This is a genomic window from Cerasicoccus frondis (genome assembly GCA_031296915.1).
Taxonomy (GTDB): Bacteria; Verrucomicrobiota; Verrucomicrobiia; order Opitutales; family Cerasicoccaceae; genus Cerasicoccus; species Cerasicoccus frondis.
In genome coordinates this window covers 33,030-52,421 of record JAVDPC010000006.1, presented here as the reverse complement: position 1 = coordinate 52,421, position 19,392 = coordinate 33,030, and the positions used below count along the sequence as shown (strand labels likewise).

The window sequence follows — 19,392 nt, the reverse complement described above, 5'->3', positions numbered from 1 at the left end:
GTCACGGGACTTGCTGAGGTTGGCGTCCCCACTACGTCCCTAACACATGAAAGAAGCCAGTCTTGGAACCGAAACCATGGAGCGCATGCGCTCCGTTGCCTGGAAAATCGGGCAGCAGTTCAATCCAACGCCAACCGGGCATTATCTCGCCTTTGTTCCGATAAAAGCCGGTCTTGCCTACCTTCATTGGTCGCTCGATAAGGCCGCGATCGACGCCCTGCAGGCTGAAGAAGGCGAGAAATGGAACGGCGCCCAGCAAACGCTGCGTCTTTATGACGTGTCCTGGATCGATTTCAACGGGATGAACGCGCACAGCCAGTTCGACATCAACGTCAGCGGGCTCACGGGTAATTATTACTGGAGCACCGACCGCATTGAGCGCTACTTCATCGCCGAGGCCGGTTTCCGCCTGCGTGACGGCCGTTACCGCGCGCTGGCCCGCTCGCAAACGGTCTTTATGGACCGCGCGCACCGCTCCGGCCAGTCTTCCACGCGCGGCATGTATGTCGGCGGGCGTTTTGACCGCGTGATGCCGGTGGAAAATATTTTCGACGCCCGCACCTTTGAGCGCGTCCACCACAGCTGGACCGGTTCGCTGGCTGAAGATCTAGAGATCGCCTTTTTCGCGGACGATCCGCAGCCGGACGCCGCCGAGCGCCTGACCAGTTATTTAAAGAATCTACACGCCGCCGCTGACCCGCTGGGCGTGCATTTCCATGCCGGTGATCAGGAGCTGAAAAAGAAGCCCAGCCTCATCCACGCGCACGATGTCGAATCTGTCGCCGAGGCGTCCAAATTGGCCAAAAAGCACAAGGTCCCGCTAGTGCTCACCCTCCACGCCAGCGAGCGCGAGCGCGCCGCGATGCGGGGCCGCGATATCGATGAGGCAGCGACCAAAAAAGAGGCCACTGCGCTGAAAAAGGCCGACTGGGTCATCACCGCGCACAGCGATGCGCGGAATCAGATTTTAGCCGACGGGCTTGTGAAGGAAGACCGCATTGTCATCCTGCCGGACCTCTTTCAGGGCATCGTGCCGAAGACGTTCGACCCAGGTGATGTCAAAAAACGTTACCACCTGAATCCCGCGCATCCGCTGGCGCTGTTCTCGGGGGAGATTTCCCACGCTTCCGGCGCGGACTTGCTCATGAGCGCGATGGAGCACGTTTGTGGCGCGAACCACGAGGCGCAACTGGTCTTTGCGGGCAACGGTCCGCTCCACGGCGAACTGCAGCACCGCGCACATTGCTCCGGGCATGCCGGGCGCATCAAGTTCATTGGCCACGTTGGCCGCGAGGAGTTTATGGACCTGCTCAATGCTTGCGATTTCGTGGCGATTCCCGCCCGCACCTGGCAGGATGAGGGTATGGCGCACTTGGCGATCGAAAATGGGAAATCCGTCCTCACCACCCACCAGGCGCGCATCGGCTGCGTGAACCACGGGCAGAACGGGCTCGTTGTTTACGACAACCCGGGCTCCGTCATTTGGGGCTTGCAGGAGATGTTCCACAACCCGATGCGCCGCGGCGGATTCCATCCGCAGAGCGCTAGCAGCCAACCGCAATCGCTGGACAGCCTAGCGGTCGAACTTTGCATTCTTTATAACAACATTCTGGCGACCTCCAAGAAGGGAGGCGCGAAGTAATCATGGCCAAGGGCTACCTTTCATTTGTCTTGCACGCGCACCTGCCGTTTGTGCGCCACCCGGAGTTCGAGCAGTTTCTGGAGGAGCTTTGGCTCTTCGAGGCGATCACGGAAACCTACATTCCGCTGCTGCAAAATTTCGACGCGCTGGAGCGCGATGGTGTGCCGTGGGGGTTGACGATTTCCATCTCGCCCTCGCTGCTGGCCATGCTCGAAGACGAACTGCTCCGCGCGCGCTACGCCCGCCGAATGAAGATCCTGATCGAACTCTGCGAACGCGAGCAGGAGCGGCTCAAGCACGACCCGCACTTCAGCTACCTCGCCAAGTGGTATCACGACTATTTCTCGCGCACGCTGAAATACTTCGAGGACTGCGATGGACGGATTTCCCAGCGCTTCCGCGCCTTGCACGAAAAGGGCAATCTGGAGGTCATCAGCTGCATCGGCACGCACGGTTTCATGCCGCACCTCTCGGCAAATCCCGCTACGATGGAGGGGCAATTGCTCAACGGCTTTGCCTACTTCGAGGAGGTCATGGGCTTCCAACCAAACGGCTGCTGGGTCCCCGAGTGCGCCTATTATCCGGGGCTCGACGACCGGCTGCGCGCGCACGGCATCCGCTTTTTCTGCACCGAAACCGAGGGTATCGAATATTCCAAGCCACAGCCGGTCTATGGCGTGCACGCGCCGCTTTACACGCCCTCGGGCGTGGCGGCGTTTGGCCGAGACCACGGCTGCACGAAACAAGTTTGGTCCGCCGAGGCGGGCTTCCCGGGCGACGGCAATTACCGCGAATTTTACCGCGACATCGGGCACGAGCTCGATTTCGACTACCTGCGTAAATTCCTCCCGGGCGATGTCCGTTCGGATACCGGCATCAAGTATCATCGCATCACGGGACCAGGCTCCTACAAGGCCGGATACGACCCAGAGAGCGCCCGCAAAAAGGCCGACCAGCATGCCGCGCAGTTCCTTTTCCAGCGCGTGTCGCACATCGATTACCTCGACTCGGTCATGAATACGTCACCAGTCATCGTGGCGCCGTTCGACGCCGAGCTGTTCGGCCACTGGTGGTTCGAGGGCCCGACTTGGCTCGACTACGTGCTGCGCAAGGCCGCCTACGATCAAAGCTCGTTGGAGACAATTTCTCTGGGCAAATACCTCGACCGGAATCCCGTCCACCAAACGGCTTACCCGGCGACTTCATCCTGGGGTCACAAGGGTCACTTCGAATATTGGCTCAACGGCGCCAACGACTGGATGTTCGACCAAATCACGTCCGCCGGCGACCGCATGACCCGCCTGGCGCGCGATTTCGCGGCCAAGAAAACCGTGAAAAAGCTCAACGACCGCGCCCTACAGCAATGCGCTCGTGAACTTGTGCTCGCGCAAAGCTCGGACTGGCCCTTCATCGTGAGCAACGGCACCTCCGCCCAATACGCCGAGCGCCGCGTCCGCGACCACTGCAGCCGCTTGCACTACCTAGCCAACGCCCTGGAACACGACACCGTCGACAAGAAGGAACTCGAGTCCCTCGAACTGATGGACAACATTTTCCCGAACATCAACTGGCGCGTTTACGCGGGGTAGGGGTGTCCAGTATTTTCGGCGCTGCTTGGGTGCCGGATTCATGAATTTCATGCATGCTTTTCGCCATTGATCGGTGGGGTGGAGGACTTATGTTATTCTACAAGTTTTCATGAACAACCCGCCGCCCATGCAGCAGAACCAACCCATTGGCCAGACTCAGGTGCAGACGCAAATGCATCCGCGCCCGTCGTGGTTGGCAGCGTATCAGCCGCAGCATGGTTTTTACGACGAGTGGAAATCCTCTCGCGGGGCCACGGCGGAGCACTGGAATATTCTCTTCCGCCAACTGGCGGATCATGGCGAGGCCGACTACCGCCAGCGCGAAGATCAGTTGGAGCGCATCATCGACGAGAACGGCGTTACTTACAACGTTTACTCAGACCCGGAAAACCCCAACCGCCAGTGGAAAATGGACGCCATTCCGCTGCTCTTGGGCCACGATGAATACGAGCGCATTGCGGCGGCGGAAAACCAGCGCATGCGGCTGCTCAACATGCTGCTCAAGGATATCTACGGCGAGCAGCAACTGCTGAGAGAAAACATCTACCCGGCTGGCCTCGTCTTTGGCAACCCGGCCTTTTTGCGGCCGGTGCATGGCCTGCTGCCCGAGGCGCGGCAGTTTCTCTTTACACATTCGTCGGACCTCGCGCGCTCGCCGGATGGCAATTGGTGGGTGCTCTCGGATCGCCTGGACGCGCCGTCGGGCCTTGGCTATTCGGTGGAAAACCGCGTGATCAGCAACCGCGTGATGCCCGATCTGATGCGGCCTCACGAGGTGCGGCGCGTGACGAGCTACCTGCAGACCGTTTCCGACGCGCTGAAGAACGCCTCGCCACGCGCGCTGGAAAATCCGTTCGTCGTGCTGCTGACGCCCGGCCCCTACAACGAAACGTATTTCGAGCAATCTTACCTCGCGCGGGCGTTGGGTTTCCCGTTGGTCGAGGGGGCCGATTTGACCGTTCGCGACGACACCGTCTTCTTAAAGACGATTCACGGCATGCGGCGCGTCGATGTCATTTTCCGTCGGCTTGATTCCGAGTGGTGCGACCCGCTGGAGTTCCGTGACGACTCGCTGCTCGGTGTGCCGGGCCTGCTCAACGCGGTGCGGCAGGACAAGGTGGTCGTGGTCAATGCGCCCGGCGTAGGCGTGCTGGAGACACCAGCCTTGGCGGCGTTTTTGCCCGTCATTTGCCAAAAGCTGCTCGGCGAAGATTTGCTCATGCCATCAGTGGCGACTTGGTGGTGTGGCCAGAAGCAAGAGCGCAATTACGTGCTCGATAATCTGGACCACCTCATCATCAAGCCAACCTTCCCGACGCTGGGCAAGGTGCGCGTTTACTACGGTCCCACGCTCAGCAAGCAGCAGCGGCAAGAGCTCGTGGCGGCGATCCGGGATTTCCCCGAACGCTTTACCGCGCAGGAAGCCGTGCTGCAGGCAACGACTCCGGTTTACGACGAGGACCACCTGACGCCGCGCCATTTCATGCTGCGCACGTTTCAGGTGTTCGACCATGACGACAAGGCCGTGATGATGCCCGGCGGGTTGTGCCGCGTGGCGAACTCCGCCGTCTCGCCCGACGTGTCGATGCAGCTTGGCGGCGTGAGCAAGGATGTGTGGGTCGTCGGCGGCGAAGATGCGGTCAGCGAAGAGACCACGGCCTATAACTACCTTGCAAACCAGTCGCTCTCGGCGACGGCGCAGGTTGCGCTGAGCAGTCGCATGGCGGACAGCCTGTTTTGGGCGGGGCGTTATCTGGACCGATCCGAGGGGCTTATCCGCGGGCTGTTGGTTATCATCAACGCCGCCTCGGAAAGCCGCAACGATCAGGACCTGCAAATGGTGCTGAAATTCATCCGCGGCTACGCGCCCAACTTGCCTATGCGCGCGCCCAAAGCAGCCACGGATCTCAACGAGCACATTGACGAGGCGCTGCGGAGAATTATCCAGGGTGAGAATTATCCGGACCGCCTGACCAACGTGCTGGAGCAGCTCAACCGCGTCATGTTCTCGATCAAGGAAATGATGTCCGGCGATCTGACCCGCATGATGCGGGACATGCCGGTGAGCCTCATTCCGCAGGAGGGCGCAGGCAGCATCCTTAGCAACACGCAGCTATACGACATCCTGAAGCGCCTGCTCGATTACATGGCGGCCTTTGCGGGCATCATCGCGGAAAATACCGTGCGCGGGCTCGACTGGGCGTTCCTCAATCTCGGCCGCCGCATTGAGCGCAGCATCATGTTATGCGAACTGCTCAAGGGCAGCCTTTGCCAGGTCTCGAAAAACGAAGATTTCCTCATGCTGCGCCTGTTGGAGTTTGCTGACAGCGCCATCACTTACCGCCGTCGTTACCTGAGCCGCATGCAGGTCGATGCGATTGCGCATTTGCTGATTTCCGACCCGTCCAACCCGCGCTCGTTGGCCTTCCAGGTGACGGATATTCTGGAAAATACCCGTATGCTGCCGCACTACAATGCCAGCGACATGAAGCACATCGATCGGCTGGCGCTGCGCGTTTACAGCGACGTCGTTCTAGTCGAGCCCGAGCGACTTGTCGCGTCCAGCGATGCCGGTGAACGCCCTGATTTGGAGGCGCTGCTAGACGGCACGTTGAGCAACCTGACCGAGCTATCCAACGAGCTTAGCACGTATTATTTCTCCGTCACCTCGCGATGAGAAACACCTACACGATCCGCCACCACACGATCTACCGATACGATTTCCCCGTGTCGGTGTCGCATCACGTGGCGCGGCTCAAGCCGCTGAGCAACGCTCGCCAGCAGACGCACGCCTTCGAGCTGTCCATCCTGCCGCAGCCGGAGACCGTCATCGAACGCGTGGATTTCTTTGGCAACGCGCTGCATCAGTTTTCGCTGCAAAAGAGCCATCAGGAGCTCGAACTAGAAGCCTACAGCGAAGTGACGGTGGACTCCCCCGGCGCGCCTTTGCCAGACATCGCCGCGACCTGCGCCGAGGTCCGCGCCGCGCTGACGCAGCCGCGCACGCCGGAAGCCTTCGAGGCCAAGCAGTTTACCTACGCATCGCCGCAGATCCCGATCTTGCCCGAGCTACAGGACTTGACCCGGAGCTTCCTGGCCGAGAGCGGGCACTACCTTGGCGGCGCGCTCGCGCTGGCGGAATTCATCTACGAGAATTACGAGTTCGACCCGACCGCGACTGACGTCATGACGCCGGTGCAAGAGGTCGTCAAATTGCGCCGCGGCGTGTGCCAGGATTTCGCGCATCTGGGCATTGCCTGCCTGCGGTCGATAGGTATGCCGGTGCGCTATGCCAGCGGTTATATTTTAACGAATCCGCCTCCTGGCATGCCCCGACTGGAAGGGGCCGACGCCTCGCATGCCTGGATTTCTATTTACGACCCCGACCTGGGCTGGATCGACATCGACCCGACGAACAACATCATTTGCGGGGAGCAACACATCGCCGTAGGCTACGGCCGCGATTATCAGGACGTCAGCCTCGTCCGTGGCGCGATGACTGGCGGGGGGCGTCACTCCATCGAAGTCGGCGTCACGGTCGCGCCCAAGGTGGATGCGTTGGTATAGTGGGGGGCCGTTTCTACGGATTCCTACTGCGACACAAAAAAGCGACCCGCCAGCATCCCAAGCCGAACAACCGTTGCTATGTTGGACCAACATCCGAGTAGGCTATTTAAAAGCAGCCGTAGAGGAAACGCTCAGTTGTTTCATGTTATCCCTAATGCACGGGCTCATTGATGATTTTGAAAAACACAATCACGATCACGCCGACGCCTACCGTACTGCCGCCGAGGAGCATGAGACCACTTAGGCCAATGAGGGACGTTGCCCAGCCGAGGCAGATGGAGAAGACCGTGGACAGGCAGACTGTGAAGACGAAGCTTAGACTAATGCGGCGGTGGGGGGACGGTTTGACTTCTTCCAGGATTTGAAACATCTGGTAGCACATCAGCACGTAAATGATCATCGAGAAGAAGCTGAGGTCCATTAACTCGGGCACCATCAGGAAGGCGTCGTAGAGCCCATGGGCGAATACGATGAGGCCGAACATGGTCGCGAAATAATCCAGCTCACGCCCGCGGGTCAGACAGGCGCGGTAGAGGGCGAAGCCGGTTAGCGCAGTTGCAGAGACATGCAGGAAGTTGGCGGTGAGGAAGCGAGCCGGACCGCTCATGCCGTTGGAGCTGTGGAAGTAACTCATGTTCTCCTCGATCGCAAATCCGAGGCCTACGCAGCCGGCCACAACGAGCGCGAGCAGGGAGTTTTTCTTCCGCAGGAGCAGGGGGAGCATCGGGGTGAAAAACAGCAGCTTGAGCAGCTCTTCGCGCAGTCCGATGCCGGCCACACAGTAGAGCAGGCCGCCGATGAGATCGTATTTTTCGGTGAAGCCGAGGTAGTCCTCCTGCACAATGATGGCAAACAGCGTCGCGAATGCGCTCATGGCGCCGAGCACAAGGACAAACGCGCACAGCGCCAGCGCCTTTGGCTCGCGCCAGAGATCGGCCGTATGCATGAGAAATACATACCAGGCTGCTCCAGTTAACAGCGTGATCAGCGCGATTTGCCAGACGATGGAATCATACTGCAAGACCACAGTGGTGAGGATTATCTGCGGCCAGTCACGCTCCTGAATCGCTTGAAGATGCCGGATGTATTCACGTTCCTCGACGAGCAGGTGTTGGTAATTGGGCGTGTCGAGCAGGCGAACCAAATCGTCGGTCGACTCTCGCTCCAAGTAGCAATCTACCGCGCGCTCACGGTCGTCGTTGTCTCCGGAGAGTTGAGCTTCAGCCTCGAAGGCGCGCCCGGCGTCGAGCAGAAACCCCTGCTGGCTCCAGAACTCGCCCAGTGCAAAATTAGCATATGGCGTGGGGGGGCTCTGCTCACTGAGTTGGAGCAGGGTGTTGTCCGCGTGTCCCTGGCGAAAGCTGATGAGCATCAGGCGGGCAATCTCTTTTTGCTCCTCGCTGAAGTTGGATGCATTGGCTTCGGCTATGAGCGTATCGTTGGCGTAAAACTCGGCCATGTTGGCGAGGTAGCCCAAGTAGTCGCCAAATTCCTCGGAAGTGCTCCACGCTGGATGCATGACGTTGAGCATTTCGTCGCCGTCCGGGCTGAACTCAAAGAGCGAGTTCAACTGAAGCGCGTCCATGGGGTCATCACGGTCGGACAGTTGAAATACGAGCATCCCAGCGGCAAAGCCGAGCCCGATGATCACCACCGCGACCTGCACCAGGAAGTAAGCCTGGTATGACAGCCGTGGGAGGTTGCGAAAGAGATGACGCATGCTGGATGCGAATGCTTTGCCCGTGTTGCAGCAAGGCAACGCTCAATTCCGCAAAGTGTAAACTAACTGCGGGCCTTGTTCTTTTTCGACTCGCGTTCGTCGTTGAGATTTTTGCGCTCGGCCACCAGTTGTTGCTCCAGCTTTTTGCGCTCGATGGCGTCTTTGGCCTTCGCAATGGAGTCCTTGAGGAACACTTCTCGCTCGGCAATTTTGGCGTCGTATACGCGGTCGATTTCAGCGAGTTGCTGCTTTTGGTCTGCGGTCACCTCAGTCGAAGGGGATTCCTTTTCCAACCGCTCCATGGCGAGTTCGTATGCGCTTTTCATATGGGCGTAATGTGGCGCAACTCTGTGCCAAAGACAAGCCCGAGCAGCAGCATTGTTGGCGGTACGCCCAAGCGCGCCCAAATCGGCGTTCGCTGATCGGCCAGAAGCAGGGCGGCGGCGAGCATTAACAGAGCCAGGCTGTAGCCACCCCCCGCCCAGCGCCAGCTGAGCTGCATGGAGCTGTCGGGCGCCTGGAGGAAGCCTTCCACAAGGGCGTCCATGCCAGCCACAAACACCCAGCTTGCGTGATTGGCGAAGCTCGCGACTGCCGTGAGGCCGACCGAGCCCGCGAGCGCGGCGATCAGGCTGGCGGTCATTGCCAGTGGCGCGAGGGAAACCAGCGGCACATTCAGCAGGAAGGCGCCGGGCGCCAGCACTCCGAAATATCGCACGGACAGCGGCGCGCTGTAGAGTGTGGCTGCAAACGAGATGGCGACTAAGCCAAAGGCCAGGCGAGCAGCCCACACCGTAAGCTTTTGCCAGCGGCTTTGTGAGTCCGGCATGATCAGGCGGTATGGCTTGAAGCGAGTTTGCAACCACTCCTGTAAGGGCGCTCCATAGACAATCAGCCCAGTGACCACGGTGTACGAAAGCTGGAAGCCTGCGCTCCACAGTTGGCGTGGATCGAGGAGTAATACAACGACGGCGGACGCCGCTAGCGCGGATAGGGGCTGAGGCTTTCGCAGCAACGTGTAAGCCATCCAGAAAAAGAACGCCATGATGAAGGCGCGTACCGCAGATGGCGCGGCGCCCGTTATTTGGACATAGCCCCAAAGCAAAATAAGCCCGAGCCAGGGCTGAACTTTACGGGGGATACGGAGGCCGTTGAGCACCAGTGCAATCAGCGCTGCGACGATGCCCACATGCAGGCCGCTCACGGCAAACAAATGCATGGTTCCGCTGGCGATGTAGCGTTCTTTTTGCTCGGTGGTCAGGGCAGTTTTTTCGCCCAAAAACATGGCGGTGGCAATGCCCGCCAGTTGTCGGGTTCGCGGGGTGTTGGCGCCGATTTGCAAGGTGGACTGCCAGTGCTGGTTGATGTGCTCGAACTGCTGATTTAGCCAAGAGGGCTGTTTGATAATCTCCCTTAGGCTGGCTTGCGTGAGTTTTAAGTAACAACCTTGCTGGCGCAGGTAGCCATCGAAGCCTTCAGGGGCGTTGGGGGTGGGTTCCAGCTTTCCGCGCAGGCGAATAAAGCCGCCGCGGCCGACTGGCGCATCTGGTTCGTCCTTCCAGCATTGAAAGTAGACCATCTGCCCGTGTAATTGCGGCGCAAAGGCTGGAGCAGAAACCATTTCGCCAATGCCGGCGATTCGAAGCTCCTGACTGCGCATGGCGAAGACGCGTTTGATCTCGATATCAATTTCCGCCTCACGGTTGGGTTGTGCGCTCAAGTCTGGCGGAGCAGGGATTCGGTAAGTGTAATAGCGCCAACTGGCCAAAGTAACTGTCAGCGCGAACAGTAGGCCCCATGTGATGAGCAACGCTTTGGATTGAGCGCGAAACGCGGCGAGTGTCGCCAGAATGCAGGCGACAAGAGTCGCAGAAAGCCAGCCGTTGGACAACTCGACGTGGGGCAAATAATTCGCCAGGGCATAACCTGCGATCAACGGCAGCAGCAAATAGAGCAAGGGCGTGTGCGCGCCCGACCTCAGCTTGATTGGTTTCTCCGCTAACTCCCCAGCCGTATCCATCGACAGGGCAAACCATTAGGGGCGATCATTTTGATGCGCAATTACGAAATCACTTAAACCGCTATTGCGTATCTTGAGGAAACGCCAATATGAGCCGCCAGCCTGTCGCCTCAATTCGTGTTGAGAGCACTTTGCGCCCTGCGGCCGTAAGCTGAATCAGGTTATGCGCCGATGCGGCCTTCAACACTGCCGCTGTGACTTCATTAACCCAGGCAGTCTGTGAAATGACGCCGCCTTTATCCGACGCTGTTGCTTTATCCGCATAGTAAAGCGTAGCTGCCTGATTCTTGGTATTGATGTCCAGTAATTCCTTGGCCAAAGCCGGATCACTGACGTCGATAACCAAGCCGTATTCATCTACAAGGTAGGCCACGGCGTCCGGTTCGCTAACCAAGTTCTTCAAGACGGATTCGGTCAGTTCAACGAGCGTGATGTCGCGCGACACGACGGCCACGGGTTTATCATTCACGAAAGCTGGTGTCGAAACGGTGACCATCATGCCAGCGCCGACCAGGTCAAAATAGGGAGCGCTCCAGCCTGACTTGCGGTTTTTAAAATCAGCGCAAGTGTAGAATATCTGCTCGGTTGGCGGGTAGTTATTCACCGCTTCATCGAAGGGCAGGTAAGGATAGATGAGCAATAACTCGCAGCTCGTTGTGATGTAGACCCAGGAGAAGTCAAAGCTCTCATACGCCGTGCGAACAACGGGAGCGAGGGCGCGAAGCTCATTGAGCTGATGGGCGATTGCTTCGTTGAGTGGGGCAGCGCCATAGTAGTAAAATGCAGGAACCGGCGCTTGGTATGTTGGCTCGAGTTTAGCGTCGGAGAAACGAAAACCGATCGTATCACCTTGCTGCAGACTCGCATCTTGCCAAGTTTTGAGCCCGCTGTCATCTCTCGCAGACGAGCGTCCACGGATGCGTTGATACTCGTCTGCAAGGGCAACTGTGCTTTGCGCGACATAGCCCAGGACCTCATTGATGCGCTGCGCCGAAGATTTGAGCAGCAGGTCGTATGGGTCCGTCGGGCTCTTTGCAGGGGACGAGCCGGTGGCTAAAATGAGGAGGAAGGAGAGGAGATAGCGTTGGTGCATGGCGTGCGGTTAATCGATATTCGCGAGCCGTTTTTGGACTGCAGGTTTGTCTTCAGGATAGGTGACGCCAAACCATTCACCCGTAGTGGGGAGCACTTTGCAGGTGGCTTGGCCCTTCGCAATGAGTTCATCGACCACGGTGGGGATGTAGCATTCGGATTTCAACTCCGTGCCGTGAGCTTCAAGGAACGAAATGAAATGCGACTCCAAGACCTCAAAGAATGATGGCGCAAACACCCAGAAGTTCATCGATACTGGCGCATCATTAGGAATGGTGACTTCGCAACCAGCAAGATTCTTGCCGCGGATTACGCCATCACGTTGAGCAATCTGCGTATGTTCTTCGACGGTTTTGAGCAGGTTGACGTTGAGCTGGCATACGCCACGATTGACCGTCCCATGAGGTGAAAGTGTGTTGACGATTGGGTAGCCGACCATGGCGCATTGGCTGGCGTCGAGGGACGGGGTAGCTGTGAGGAAATCAATCACGCGCCGGTAGGCGTCGCTTCCGTAGTAGTCGTCGGCGTTAATCGCAACAAAGGGATCTCCAACTACCTGGCGAGCCGCGCGGATCGCGTGTGCTGTTCCCCAAGGTTTCTCCCGACCAGCGGGAACCTTGTAGCCGCCGGGTAAATCAGTCAATTCCTGGAAGGCGTAGACGACCTCTAATTGGTCAGTATGCTTGTCGCCGACATTCGCCTTGAATGCATCTGCGAAGTCGCGCCGGATCACGAAAACGACCTTCTTAAAGCCAGCTTTAGCAGCTTGAGTGATCGAATAATCGAGCAGCGTTTCGCCGTTGGGGCCCATCGGGTCCAGCTGTTTAAGACCGCCATAACGGCTGCCCATCCCGGCAGCCAAAACTAGTAGAGTGGGTTTCATTGCTGGAAGTTACTCAAGCGGACGATTGCCTCAACGCAACGCCTTTCTGGTGAGGGATAGCTGGAGTTATTGCGTTGGAATGTAGAGCTGGCCCTTGCGCGACGCCGTATTAGATGGCGCTCTTGAACGGATGCGGCATCGCACGAGCGCGAGCCCTACATGACAAATGCGCCAAACGAAAGCGGCGTTGTCCGAAAGACAACGCCGCTTGGTAAAACTATGTTCGCCAGCTTAGGGCAGGGTGGTGACGCCCATCAGGTAGCGATCGACCTCGCGGGCGGCGCCGCGGCCTTCGTTGATCGCCCAGACGACGAGGCTCTGGCCACGACGGCAGTCACCGGCAGCGAAGACGCCTTCGACATTAGTCGTGTAAACTTCGTGGTCGGCCTTCATGTTCGAGCGTGGGTCAGTCTCCATGCCGAGCTGCTCGATAACGGTTTGCTCCGGCCCGAGGAAGCCCATGGCGAGAGTCGCCAACTGCGCCGGAATAGTGCGGCGGGTTTCTTCCTTCTTGATCGGCACAAAGCGGCCTTGGTCGTCCTTGCCCCACTCGATGTTGACGATGTTCAGGCCAGCAAGGTTGCCGTTGCCGTCGTCGACAAAGTTTTCGGTCATCACGAGATACTCGCGGGGATCTTCGCCCTGAAGCGCCTTGGCTTCTTCCTGGCCGTAGTCCATGCGGTAAATCTTGGGCCATTCCGGCCAAGGGTTGCTGGCTTCGCGCTCTTCAGGAGGGCGCGGCATGATCTCAAGCTGTACGACGCTCTTCGCGCCGTGGCGGATCGAGGTGCCCACACAGTCGGTGCCGGTGTCGCCACCGCCAATGACGACGACATCTTTGCCCTTGGCGTGGATTTCTGGCAGTGAACCGTCGAAATTGTGATCGAGCTGGTGCTTCGTGTTGCCGATCAGGAATTCCATCGCGAAATGAACGCCCTTAAACTCACGGCCAGGAATGGGCAGGTCACGCGGCTTGGTGGCGCCGGTGCAGTACAGAACGGCGTCAAACTGGTCCTGCAGTTCATTCGCAGTGATGTCTTTGCCGATTTCGGTGTTGGTCTTGAAAGTGACGCCTTCTTCGGTCATCAGCTTGACGCGGCGGAGAACGACTTCCTCCTTGTCGAGCTTCATGTTCGGAATGCCATACATGAGCAGCCCGCCAACGCGGTCGGCGCGCTCGAAGACGGTCACGTTATGGCCAGCTTGATTGAGCTGGTCTGCGGCGGCCAGGCCAGCTGGTCCGGAGCCAACGACAGCGACTGTTTTTCCGGTGCGCTCTTCCGGAGGGTTCGGGGTCATCCAGCCCTTTTCCCAACCGGTATCGATGATGGCGCACTCAATGTTTTTAATTGTTACCGGGGGCTCAATGACGCCGAGCACGCAGGAGCCTTCGCACGGAGCGGGGCATACGCGACCCGTAAATTCGGGGAAGTTGTTCGTCTTAGACAAACGCTCCAGCGCCTCCTTCCAGCGGCCGCGGTAAACGAGGTCATTCCACTCTGGAATGAGGTTGTTTACCGGGCAGCCGCTCGCCATGCCTGAGACCAGATGGCCAGTGTGGCAGAACGGGGTGCCGCAGTCCATGCAGCGAGAGCCCTGGGACTTGATTTGTGCTTCCTCCGGATGCACCTTGAACTCTTTCCAGTTCTTGATGCGCTCCGTCGGCGGGATCTCGCTCACGGTCTTACGTTCGACTTCCAGGAATCCGGTAGGTTTACCCATAATTAATACAATTCAAAATTCAAAAGGATAAATGCAAAAACAATCTATTGCTAGTAGGGTTTGGGCATTTTGAATTTATAATTTTGCCTTTCCGATTAGTTGCCGCCGACGCGGGAGAGATCGTTCATGTTTGCTTCAAATGCGGCCATCGCCGCTTCGTCGCCTGAGAGGCCTTGCTCTTCCACCTTCTTGAAGGCATTGAGCATGCGCTCGTAGTCGGCCGGTAGCACCTTGATGAACTTTGAGCGGACATCTGTCCAGTTATCGAGGATTTCCTGGCCGCGCGGCGAAGCGGTATATTCTACGTGCTTGGCGATCTCGGCGCGGACCGACTCGATTTCTGAGTCGGCGCATTCGATCAACTCGTAGACATTTACCATGCTCGTGTTCAAGTTCGTCCGGAAGCTGCCGTCGATATCGTAAACGTAAGCGACGCCGCCGGACATGCCAGCTGCGAAGTTACGGCCGGTCTTGCCGAGGCAGATCACTTGGCCACCGGTCATGTATTCGCAGCCGTGGTCGCCCACGCCTTCGACAACGGTGTGAACGCCGGAGTTGCGGACGCAGAAACGTTCGCCGGCGATGCCGTTGATGTAGGCCTTGCCCTCGGTCGCGCCGTAGAACGCGACGTTGCCGACGATGATGTTTTCCTCGGGCTTGAACTCCGAACCCTTCGGCGGGTAAACGATGATCTTCGCGCCGGAAACACCCTTGCCGATGTAGTCGTTGGCGTCGCCTTCGAGCTCAAAGGTCATGCCCTTGGGGCAGAATGCGCCGAGCGACTGACCAGCGCTGCCTTGGAAGTGCAGGTGTATGGTGTCCTCGGGGAGGCCTGCGGAACCATAGCGACGGGTCAACTCAGAGCCGGTGATGGTGCCCACCACACGATTGATATTGATGATCGGCAGGGTCAGCTTGACTTTCTCGCCCTTGTCCAGCGCTGGCTTGCAGAGCGTGAGCAGGTGCGTGTTGTCGAGCGCCTTATCCAAGCCGTGGTCCTGTTCTTTTTGGCAGTAAGTGCCCACGGAGTCATCGACGTCAGGCTTGTGGAAGATGCTGGTCAAGTCGACGCCCTTGGCCTTCCAGTGATTGATCGCCTTGGCCGTGTCCAGTGCTTCGACATGGCCGACCATCTCATTGATGGTGCGGAAGCCGAGCTCAGCCATGATTTCGCGGAGTTCCATGGCGAGGAACTTCATGAAGTTGACCACGTCTTCCGGCTTGCCGGTGAACTTCTTGCGCAGGCGCGGGTCTTGGGTGGCGACGCCGACCGGGCAGGTGTTCTTTTGACAAACACGCATCATGAGGCAGCCCATGGTGACGAGCGGAGCGGTGGCGAAACCGTATTCTTCCGCGCCGAGCAGGGTTGCGATGGCGACATCGCGACCGGTCTTGAGCTGGCCGTCGGTCTCCACGATCACGCGGCTGCGCAGGTCGTTGAGCAGAAGGATTTGGTTGGTTTCGGCCAAGCCAAGCTCCCATGGAGCGCCGGCATTGTAGATAGAAGAGGTCGGGGACGCGCCCGTGCCGCCATCGTGACCGGCGATCAGGATAACGTCCGCATGGCCCTTGGCCACACCCGAGGCAATCGTGCCGACGCCGACTTCCGCCACCAGCTTCACGTTGACGCGGGCATTGACGTTGGCGTTTTTCAGGTCGTGGACGAGTTCCGCGAGGTCCTCAATCGAGTAAATATCGTGGTGAGGGGGGGGGGAGACGAGGCCCACACCCGGAGTCGAGTGGCGAACCTTGGCTACCCAGGGGTAAACCTTGGAGCCCGGCAACTCGCCGCCTTCACCCGGCTTCGCGCCTTGTGAAACCTTGATCTGCAGCTCGTCGGAGTTGACCAGGTATTCGCTGGTCACGCCGAAGCGGCCCGAGGCAACCTGTTTGATCGCCGAGCGCTTGCTGTCGCCATTGGGCAGCGGCTTGAAGCGTTCCGGGTCTTCGCCGCCTTCACCGGTGTTGGACTTGCCGCCCACGCGGTTCATGGCGATGGCGAGGGTCTCGTGGGCTTCCTGCGAAATGGAGCCATACGACATTGCACCGGTCTTGAAGCGTTTCATGATGGCTTCGATCGGCTCAACTTCCTCGATCGGGATCGACTTGCGGTCCTTGAACTTCATCAGGCCGCGCAGCGTGGCGAGGTTCTCGCTCTGGTCGTTGACCAGGCTGGAATACTGCTTGAAGATTTCGTAGCTGCCTGTGCGGACGGCCTTTTGCAGCGTGTGAATAGTCTTCGGATTGAAGAGGTGGTATTCACCATCGCGGCGCCATTGGTAGACGCCGCCTGGATCGAGCGCGATTTCCGAGTCGTCGATGTGGCGGTCAGGGAACGCCTTATTGTGGCGAACCAACGTTTCCTGTGTGATGGCGTCGATATCCGAGCCTTCAATGCGCGTTGCGGTGCCAGTAAAGTACTTGCTGACTACGTCGCTGGTCAGGCCAATTGCCTCAAATATCTGTGCGCCGCGGTAGGATGCGACGGTCGAAATGCCCATCTTGGCCATGGTTTTGACCACACCCTTGATCGAGCCCTTCAGGTAGTTGTAAATCGCATCGTCCAGCTCCATGTCGAGCATGTCGTCCTGGATCATCTTGTGGAGCGATTCGAAGGCCATGTACGGGTTGATCGCGTTTGCGCCGTAGCCGAGGAGGGTGGCGAAGTGGTGAACTTCGCGTGCTTCGCCGGTTTCCAGAATGATGGATGCGCGCGTGCGTGTGCCCTTGCGGACCAAGTGGTGGTGCAGGCCGCCCATGACGAGCAGCGTTGGAATGGCCGCTTGATCCTTGGAGACGGCGCGGTCAGAGATGATCAGGACGTTGTTGCCATCTTTGATTGCCTGATCCGCAGCCTTACAAACGCTGGCAATTGCTCGCTCAAGGCCAACGCCGCCCTTGTCCGTGGGGAAGAGTGCGTCGATCGTGGTCGATTTGAAGCCGTCTGCCTGGATTTCCCGTAGTTGAGCAAGCACCTTGTTGTCGATCAAGGGCGACTCCAGACGGACCATGCGGCAGGACTTGGGGCCAGGTTCCAGCAAGTTGCCTTCGGAGCCGATAAAGGTATCTGTCGCGGTGACGAGCTCTTCGCGGATGCAGTCTAGCGCGGGATTGGTCACCTGGGCGAAGATCTGCTTGAAATACGAATAAAGGTGCTTCGATTTGTTGGAGAGGACGGCCAACGGCGTGTCGTTGCCCATCGAACCAATTGGCTGAACGCCTTTTTCAGCGGTTGGGCCAAGGATGAAGCGAAGGTCTTCGTAGGTATAGCCGAACGCGTGTTGACGGGTGAGGATGCCTTCGCGGTCAGAGGGCGCAGCGTCCTTTGGTTCCGGCAAATCACTAACCTGCAGGCGATTTTCCTTCAGCCACTCACCATACGGACGGGCATTGTAAACGCGCTCTTTGACTTCGTCGTCCGGGATTATGCGGCCTTCCTTCATGTCCACGAGGAACATGCGGCCCGGCTGCAAGCGGCCCTTCTTGACGACGGTCAGCGGATCGAGGTCCGGAATAACGCCCACTTCGGACGCCATGATCACAAGGTCGTCCTTGGTGACGTAGTAACGGCTCGGGCGCAGGCCGTTGCGGTCGAGCGAAGCGCCGATCTGGTAGCCATCGGAGAATGTGATCGAGGCTGGGCCATCCCACGGCTCCATCAGGCAGGCGTGGAACTCGTAGAATGCCTTCTTGGCTTCGCTCATCGACTCGTGACGCTCCCAAGGCTCGGGAATCATCATCATCATGGCGTGGGTGAGATCGTAACCACCCAAGTGCATGAATTCCAGAACGTTGTCCAAGCGCGCGGAGTCCGAACCATCTTCATTGATGACCGGGAAAACTTTCTGGATCTCCTTGAATTTAGGCGACTTGCAAAGCTTCTGGCGGGCTTTCATCCAGTTGACGTTGCCCATGACCGTGTTGATTTCGCCGTTGTGGGCGATGAAGCGGTTCGGGTGGGCGCGCGGCCAACTGGGGAAGGTGTTCGTCGAGAAACGGGTGTGCATGAGCGCCAGCGCCGATTCGAAGTCTTCGTCGTGGAAGTCTTCAAAGTATTCGGAGAGCTGGCACGGCGTGAGCATGCCCTTGTAGACCATGGTGCGGCCCGAGAGGCTGGCTACGTAAAGGTATTCGCTGCCCGGGAAAGTGCTGGACTTGGTGCCATGGACGTTGCCAAAGGATTCTGGCAACTGGTTGGAGCGAATGGCGTTCACGGCGCGGCGGCGAATCACATACAGCTTGCGCTCCCACTCAAGGTCATCGGTGATGGATTCATCGCGACCAATGAAAATCTGCTTCATGCAGGGCTCATAGCTGCCGGAAATTTTGCCAAGAATTTCGCTCTTTACGGGGACGGTGCGCCAGCCGAGGAACTTTTGGCCTTCTTCGGCGACAACGTGCTCAAAAACTTCCATCGCCGAGTCGCGCTCACTGGCGTTGGGGGACATGAAGACGATGCCCGCGCCGTATTGGCCCTCGGGGGGGAGGTCGACGCCCTTGGCGGCCATGGCTTTACGCAGAAATTTGTCCGGCATCTGGATGAAGATGCCCGCGCCATCGCCGGTATCCGGCTCCGCGCCCGCGCCGCCACGGTGATCCATGTGGGTATTCATCGTGAGCGTCTTCAGGATGATGTCGTGCGAGCGTTTGCCCTTTAGGTGGGCAATAAAGCCAACGCCGCAAGAATCATGTTCTTGCTGCGGATTCCAGAGGCCCTGTGGCTCGGGCCAACCTAGCGGTGTCTTTGGCGCGTCTGACATAAAGCGATGCGTATTATAATAGTTAAAGTTCAAGCTATCTATGAAGCAGGGCGTGTGCCCGGCGTTGTCCTGCTCGGCAACGCGATCCGACGGACGACCGTCGGTCAACCGCAGGATGTAGAGAGTTACTGAGCAGAGCGTCCCATTGGGGGAAAATCAGAAATTTGGGCGCCTTTATCCAAAATGCAAAAACTTTTTCGGTTTGAGAATTAGTCTCATGCATGGTAGGCGTCAAAATGTCGCTCTAAGCCGGTTTATGTCTTGTAAAGCGTTTGGCTTCGTCACAGAACTGGAAATGCAGTGACACTGGCTGCTTCCGGCCCGCGGAAAGGACTGAGTCCACCAGGAAATTCATACATTCATCTAGCAGATTCTCCTGAATCTTCTTTCGGCTGGA

12 protein-coding genes are annotated in these 19,392 nt (G+C 58.3%); 5 read left to right on the top strand and 7 right to left on the bottom strand.

What is annotated here, in order from left to right; genetic code table 11:
• Window positions 1–46: 46 nt before the first annotated feature.
• The 4 genes from RBB63_RS06595 to RBB63_RS06580 all read left to right on the top strand — a co-directional run bounded on the left by RBB63_RS06595 (window position 47) and on the right by RBB63_RS06580 (window position 6,798).
• Window positions 47–1,642 carry a DUF4912 domain-containing protein gene (locus RBB63_RS06595; protein WP_309382343.1) on the top strand — a complete coding sequence of 532 codons (1,596 nt, stop codon included), beginning with the start codon at window positions 47–49 and terminating at the stop codon, window positions 1,640–1,642.
• Window positions 1,643–1,644: 2 nt separating this feature from the next.
• Window positions 1,645–3,231: a glycoside hydrolase family 57 protein gene (locus RBB63_RS06590; RefSeq protein ID WP_309382341.1), complete on the top strand. Its 1,587-nt coding sequence runs from the start codon at window positions 1,645–1,647 to the stop codon at window positions 3,229–3,231.
• Window positions 3,232–3,340: 109 nt separating this feature from the next.
• Window positions 3,341–5,908: a circularly permuted type 2 ATP-grasp protein gene (locus tag RBB63_RS06585; RefSeq protein WP_309382339.1), complete on the top strand. Its 2,568-nt coding sequence runs from the start codon at window positions 3,341–3,343 to the stop codon at window positions 5,906–5,908.
• Window positions 5,905–6,798, top strand: a complete 894-nt coding sequence (locus tag RBB63_RS06580; RefSeq protein ID WP_309382337.1) for a transglutaminase family protein — start codon at window positions 5,905–5,907, stop codon at window positions 6,796–6,798. The genes RBB63_RS06585 and RBB63_RS06580 overlap by 4 nt, the downstream gene beginning before the upstream one ends.
• A gap of 151 nt (window positions 6,799–6,949) precedes the next feature.
• On the opposite strand, the gene RBB63_RS06575 is transcribed toward RBB63_RS06580, so the two are convergent.
• The 7 genes from RBB63_RS06575 to gltB form a co-directional block, all read right to left on the bottom strand.
• Window positions 6,950–8,518, bottom strand: a complete 1,569-nt coding sequence (locus tag RBB63_RS06575; RefSeq protein WP_309382335.1) for a PrsW family glutamic-type intramembrane protease — start codon at window positions 8,516–8,518, stop codon at window positions 6,950–6,952.
• Window positions 8,519–8,580: 62 nt separating this feature from the next.
• Window positions 8,581–8,844, bottom strand: a complete 264-nt coding sequence (locus RBB63_RS06570; protein WP_309382333.1) for a hypothetical protein — start codon at window positions 8,842–8,844, stop codon at window positions 8,581–8,583.
• The gene (locus tag RBB63_RS06565; protein WP_309382331.1) at window positions 8,841–10,538 is read right to left on the bottom strand and encodes a ComEC/Rec2 family competence protein; all 1,698 of its coding nucleotides are present in this window, start codon (window positions 10,536–10,538) and stop codon (window positions 8,841–8,843) included. The genes RBB63_RS06570 and RBB63_RS06565 overlap by 4 nt, the downstream gene beginning before the upstream one ends.
• Before the next feature lie 61 nt (window positions 10,539–10,599).
• On the bottom strand, window positions 10,600–11,631 hold the full coding sequence (locus tag RBB63_RS06560) for a PDC sensor domain-containing protein (protein WP_309382329.1): 1,032 nt from the start codon (window positions 11,629–11,631) through the stop codon (window positions 10,600–10,602).
• A 9-nt stretch (window positions 11,632–11,640) separates the two neighbouring features.
• Window positions 11,641–12,513: a nucleotidyltransferase family protein gene (locus tag RBB63_RS06555; RefSeq protein ID WP_309382328.1), complete on the bottom strand. Its 873-nt coding sequence runs from the start codon at window positions 12,511–12,513 to the stop codon at window positions 11,641–11,643.
• Window positions 12,514–12,744: 231 nt separating this feature from the next.
• Window positions 12,745–14,235, bottom strand: a complete 1,491-nt coding sequence (locus tag RBB63_RS06550) for a glutamate synthase subunit beta (protein ID WP_309382326.1) — start codon at window positions 14,233–14,235, stop codon at window positions 12,745–12,747.
• Between the two features lie 95 nt (window positions 14,236–14,330).
• Complete coding sequence (gltB, locus tag RBB63_RS06545; RefSeq protein WP_309382323.1) at window positions 14,331–18,995, bottom strand: glutamate synthase large subunit; 4,665 nt, start codon at window positions 18,993–18,995, stop codon at window positions 14,331–14,333.
• Between the two features lie 6 nt (window positions 18,996–19,001).
• On the opposite strand from gltB, the gene RBB63_RS06540 reads away from it, so the two are divergent.
• On the top strand, window positions 19,002–19,127 hold the full coding sequence (locus RBB63_RS06540; protein ID WP_309382321.1) for a hypothetical protein: 126 nt from the start codon (window positions 19,002–19,004) through the stop codon (window positions 19,125–19,127).
• Window positions 19,128–19,392 lie beyond the last annotated feature (265 nt).

Excerpts from the sequence above, each read along its gene's own strand:
- RBB63_RS06595 (WP_309382343.1), top strand. The coding sequence starts at position 47 with ATGAAAGAAGCCAGTCTTGGAACCGAAACCATGGAGCGCATGCGCTCC.
- RBB63_RS06590 (WP_309382341.1), top strand. The coding sequence starts at position 1,645 with ATGGCCAAGGGCTACCTTTCATTTGTCTTGCACGCGCACCTGCCGTTT.
- RBB63_RS06585 (WP_309382339.1), top strand. The coding sequence starts at position 3,341 with ATGAACAACCCGCCGCCCATGCAGCAGAACCAACCCATTGGCCAGACT.
- RBB63_RS06580 (WP_309382337.1), top strand. The coding sequence starts at position 5,905 with ATGAGAAACACCTACACGATCCGCCACCACACGATCTACCGATACGAT.
- RBB63_RS06575 (WP_309382335.1), bottom strand. The coding sequence starts at position 8,518 with ATGCGTCATCTCTTTCGCAACCTCCCACGGCTGTCATACCAGGCTTAC.
- RBB63_RS06570 (WP_309382333.1), bottom strand. The coding sequence starts at position 8,844 with ATGAAAAGCGCATACGAACTCGCCATGGAGCGGTTGGAAAAGGAATCC.
- RBB63_RS06565 (WP_309382331.1), bottom strand. The coding sequence starts at position 10,538 with ATGGATACGGCTGGGGAGTTAGCGGAGAAACCAATCAAGCTGAGGTCG.
- RBB63_RS06560 (WP_309382329.1), bottom strand. The coding sequence starts at position 11,631 with ATGCACCAACGCTATCTCCTCTCCTTCCTCCTCATTTTAGCCACCGGC.
- RBB63_RS06555 (WP_309382328.1), bottom strand. The coding sequence starts at position 12,513 with ATGAAACCCACTCTACTAGTTTTGGCTGCCGGGATGGGCAGCCGTTAT.
- RBB63_RS06550 (WP_309382326.1), bottom strand. The coding sequence starts at position 14,235 with ATGGGTAAACCTACCGGATTCCTGGAAGTCGAACGTAAGACCGTGAGC.
- gltB (WP_309382323.1), bottom strand. The coding sequence starts at position 18,995 with ATGTCAGACGCGCCAAAGACACCGCTAGGTTGGCCCGAGCCACAGGGC.
- RBB63_RS06540 (WP_309382321.1), top strand. The coding sequence starts at position 19,002 with ATGCGTATTATAATAGTTAAAGTTCAAGCTATCTATGAAGCAGGGCGT.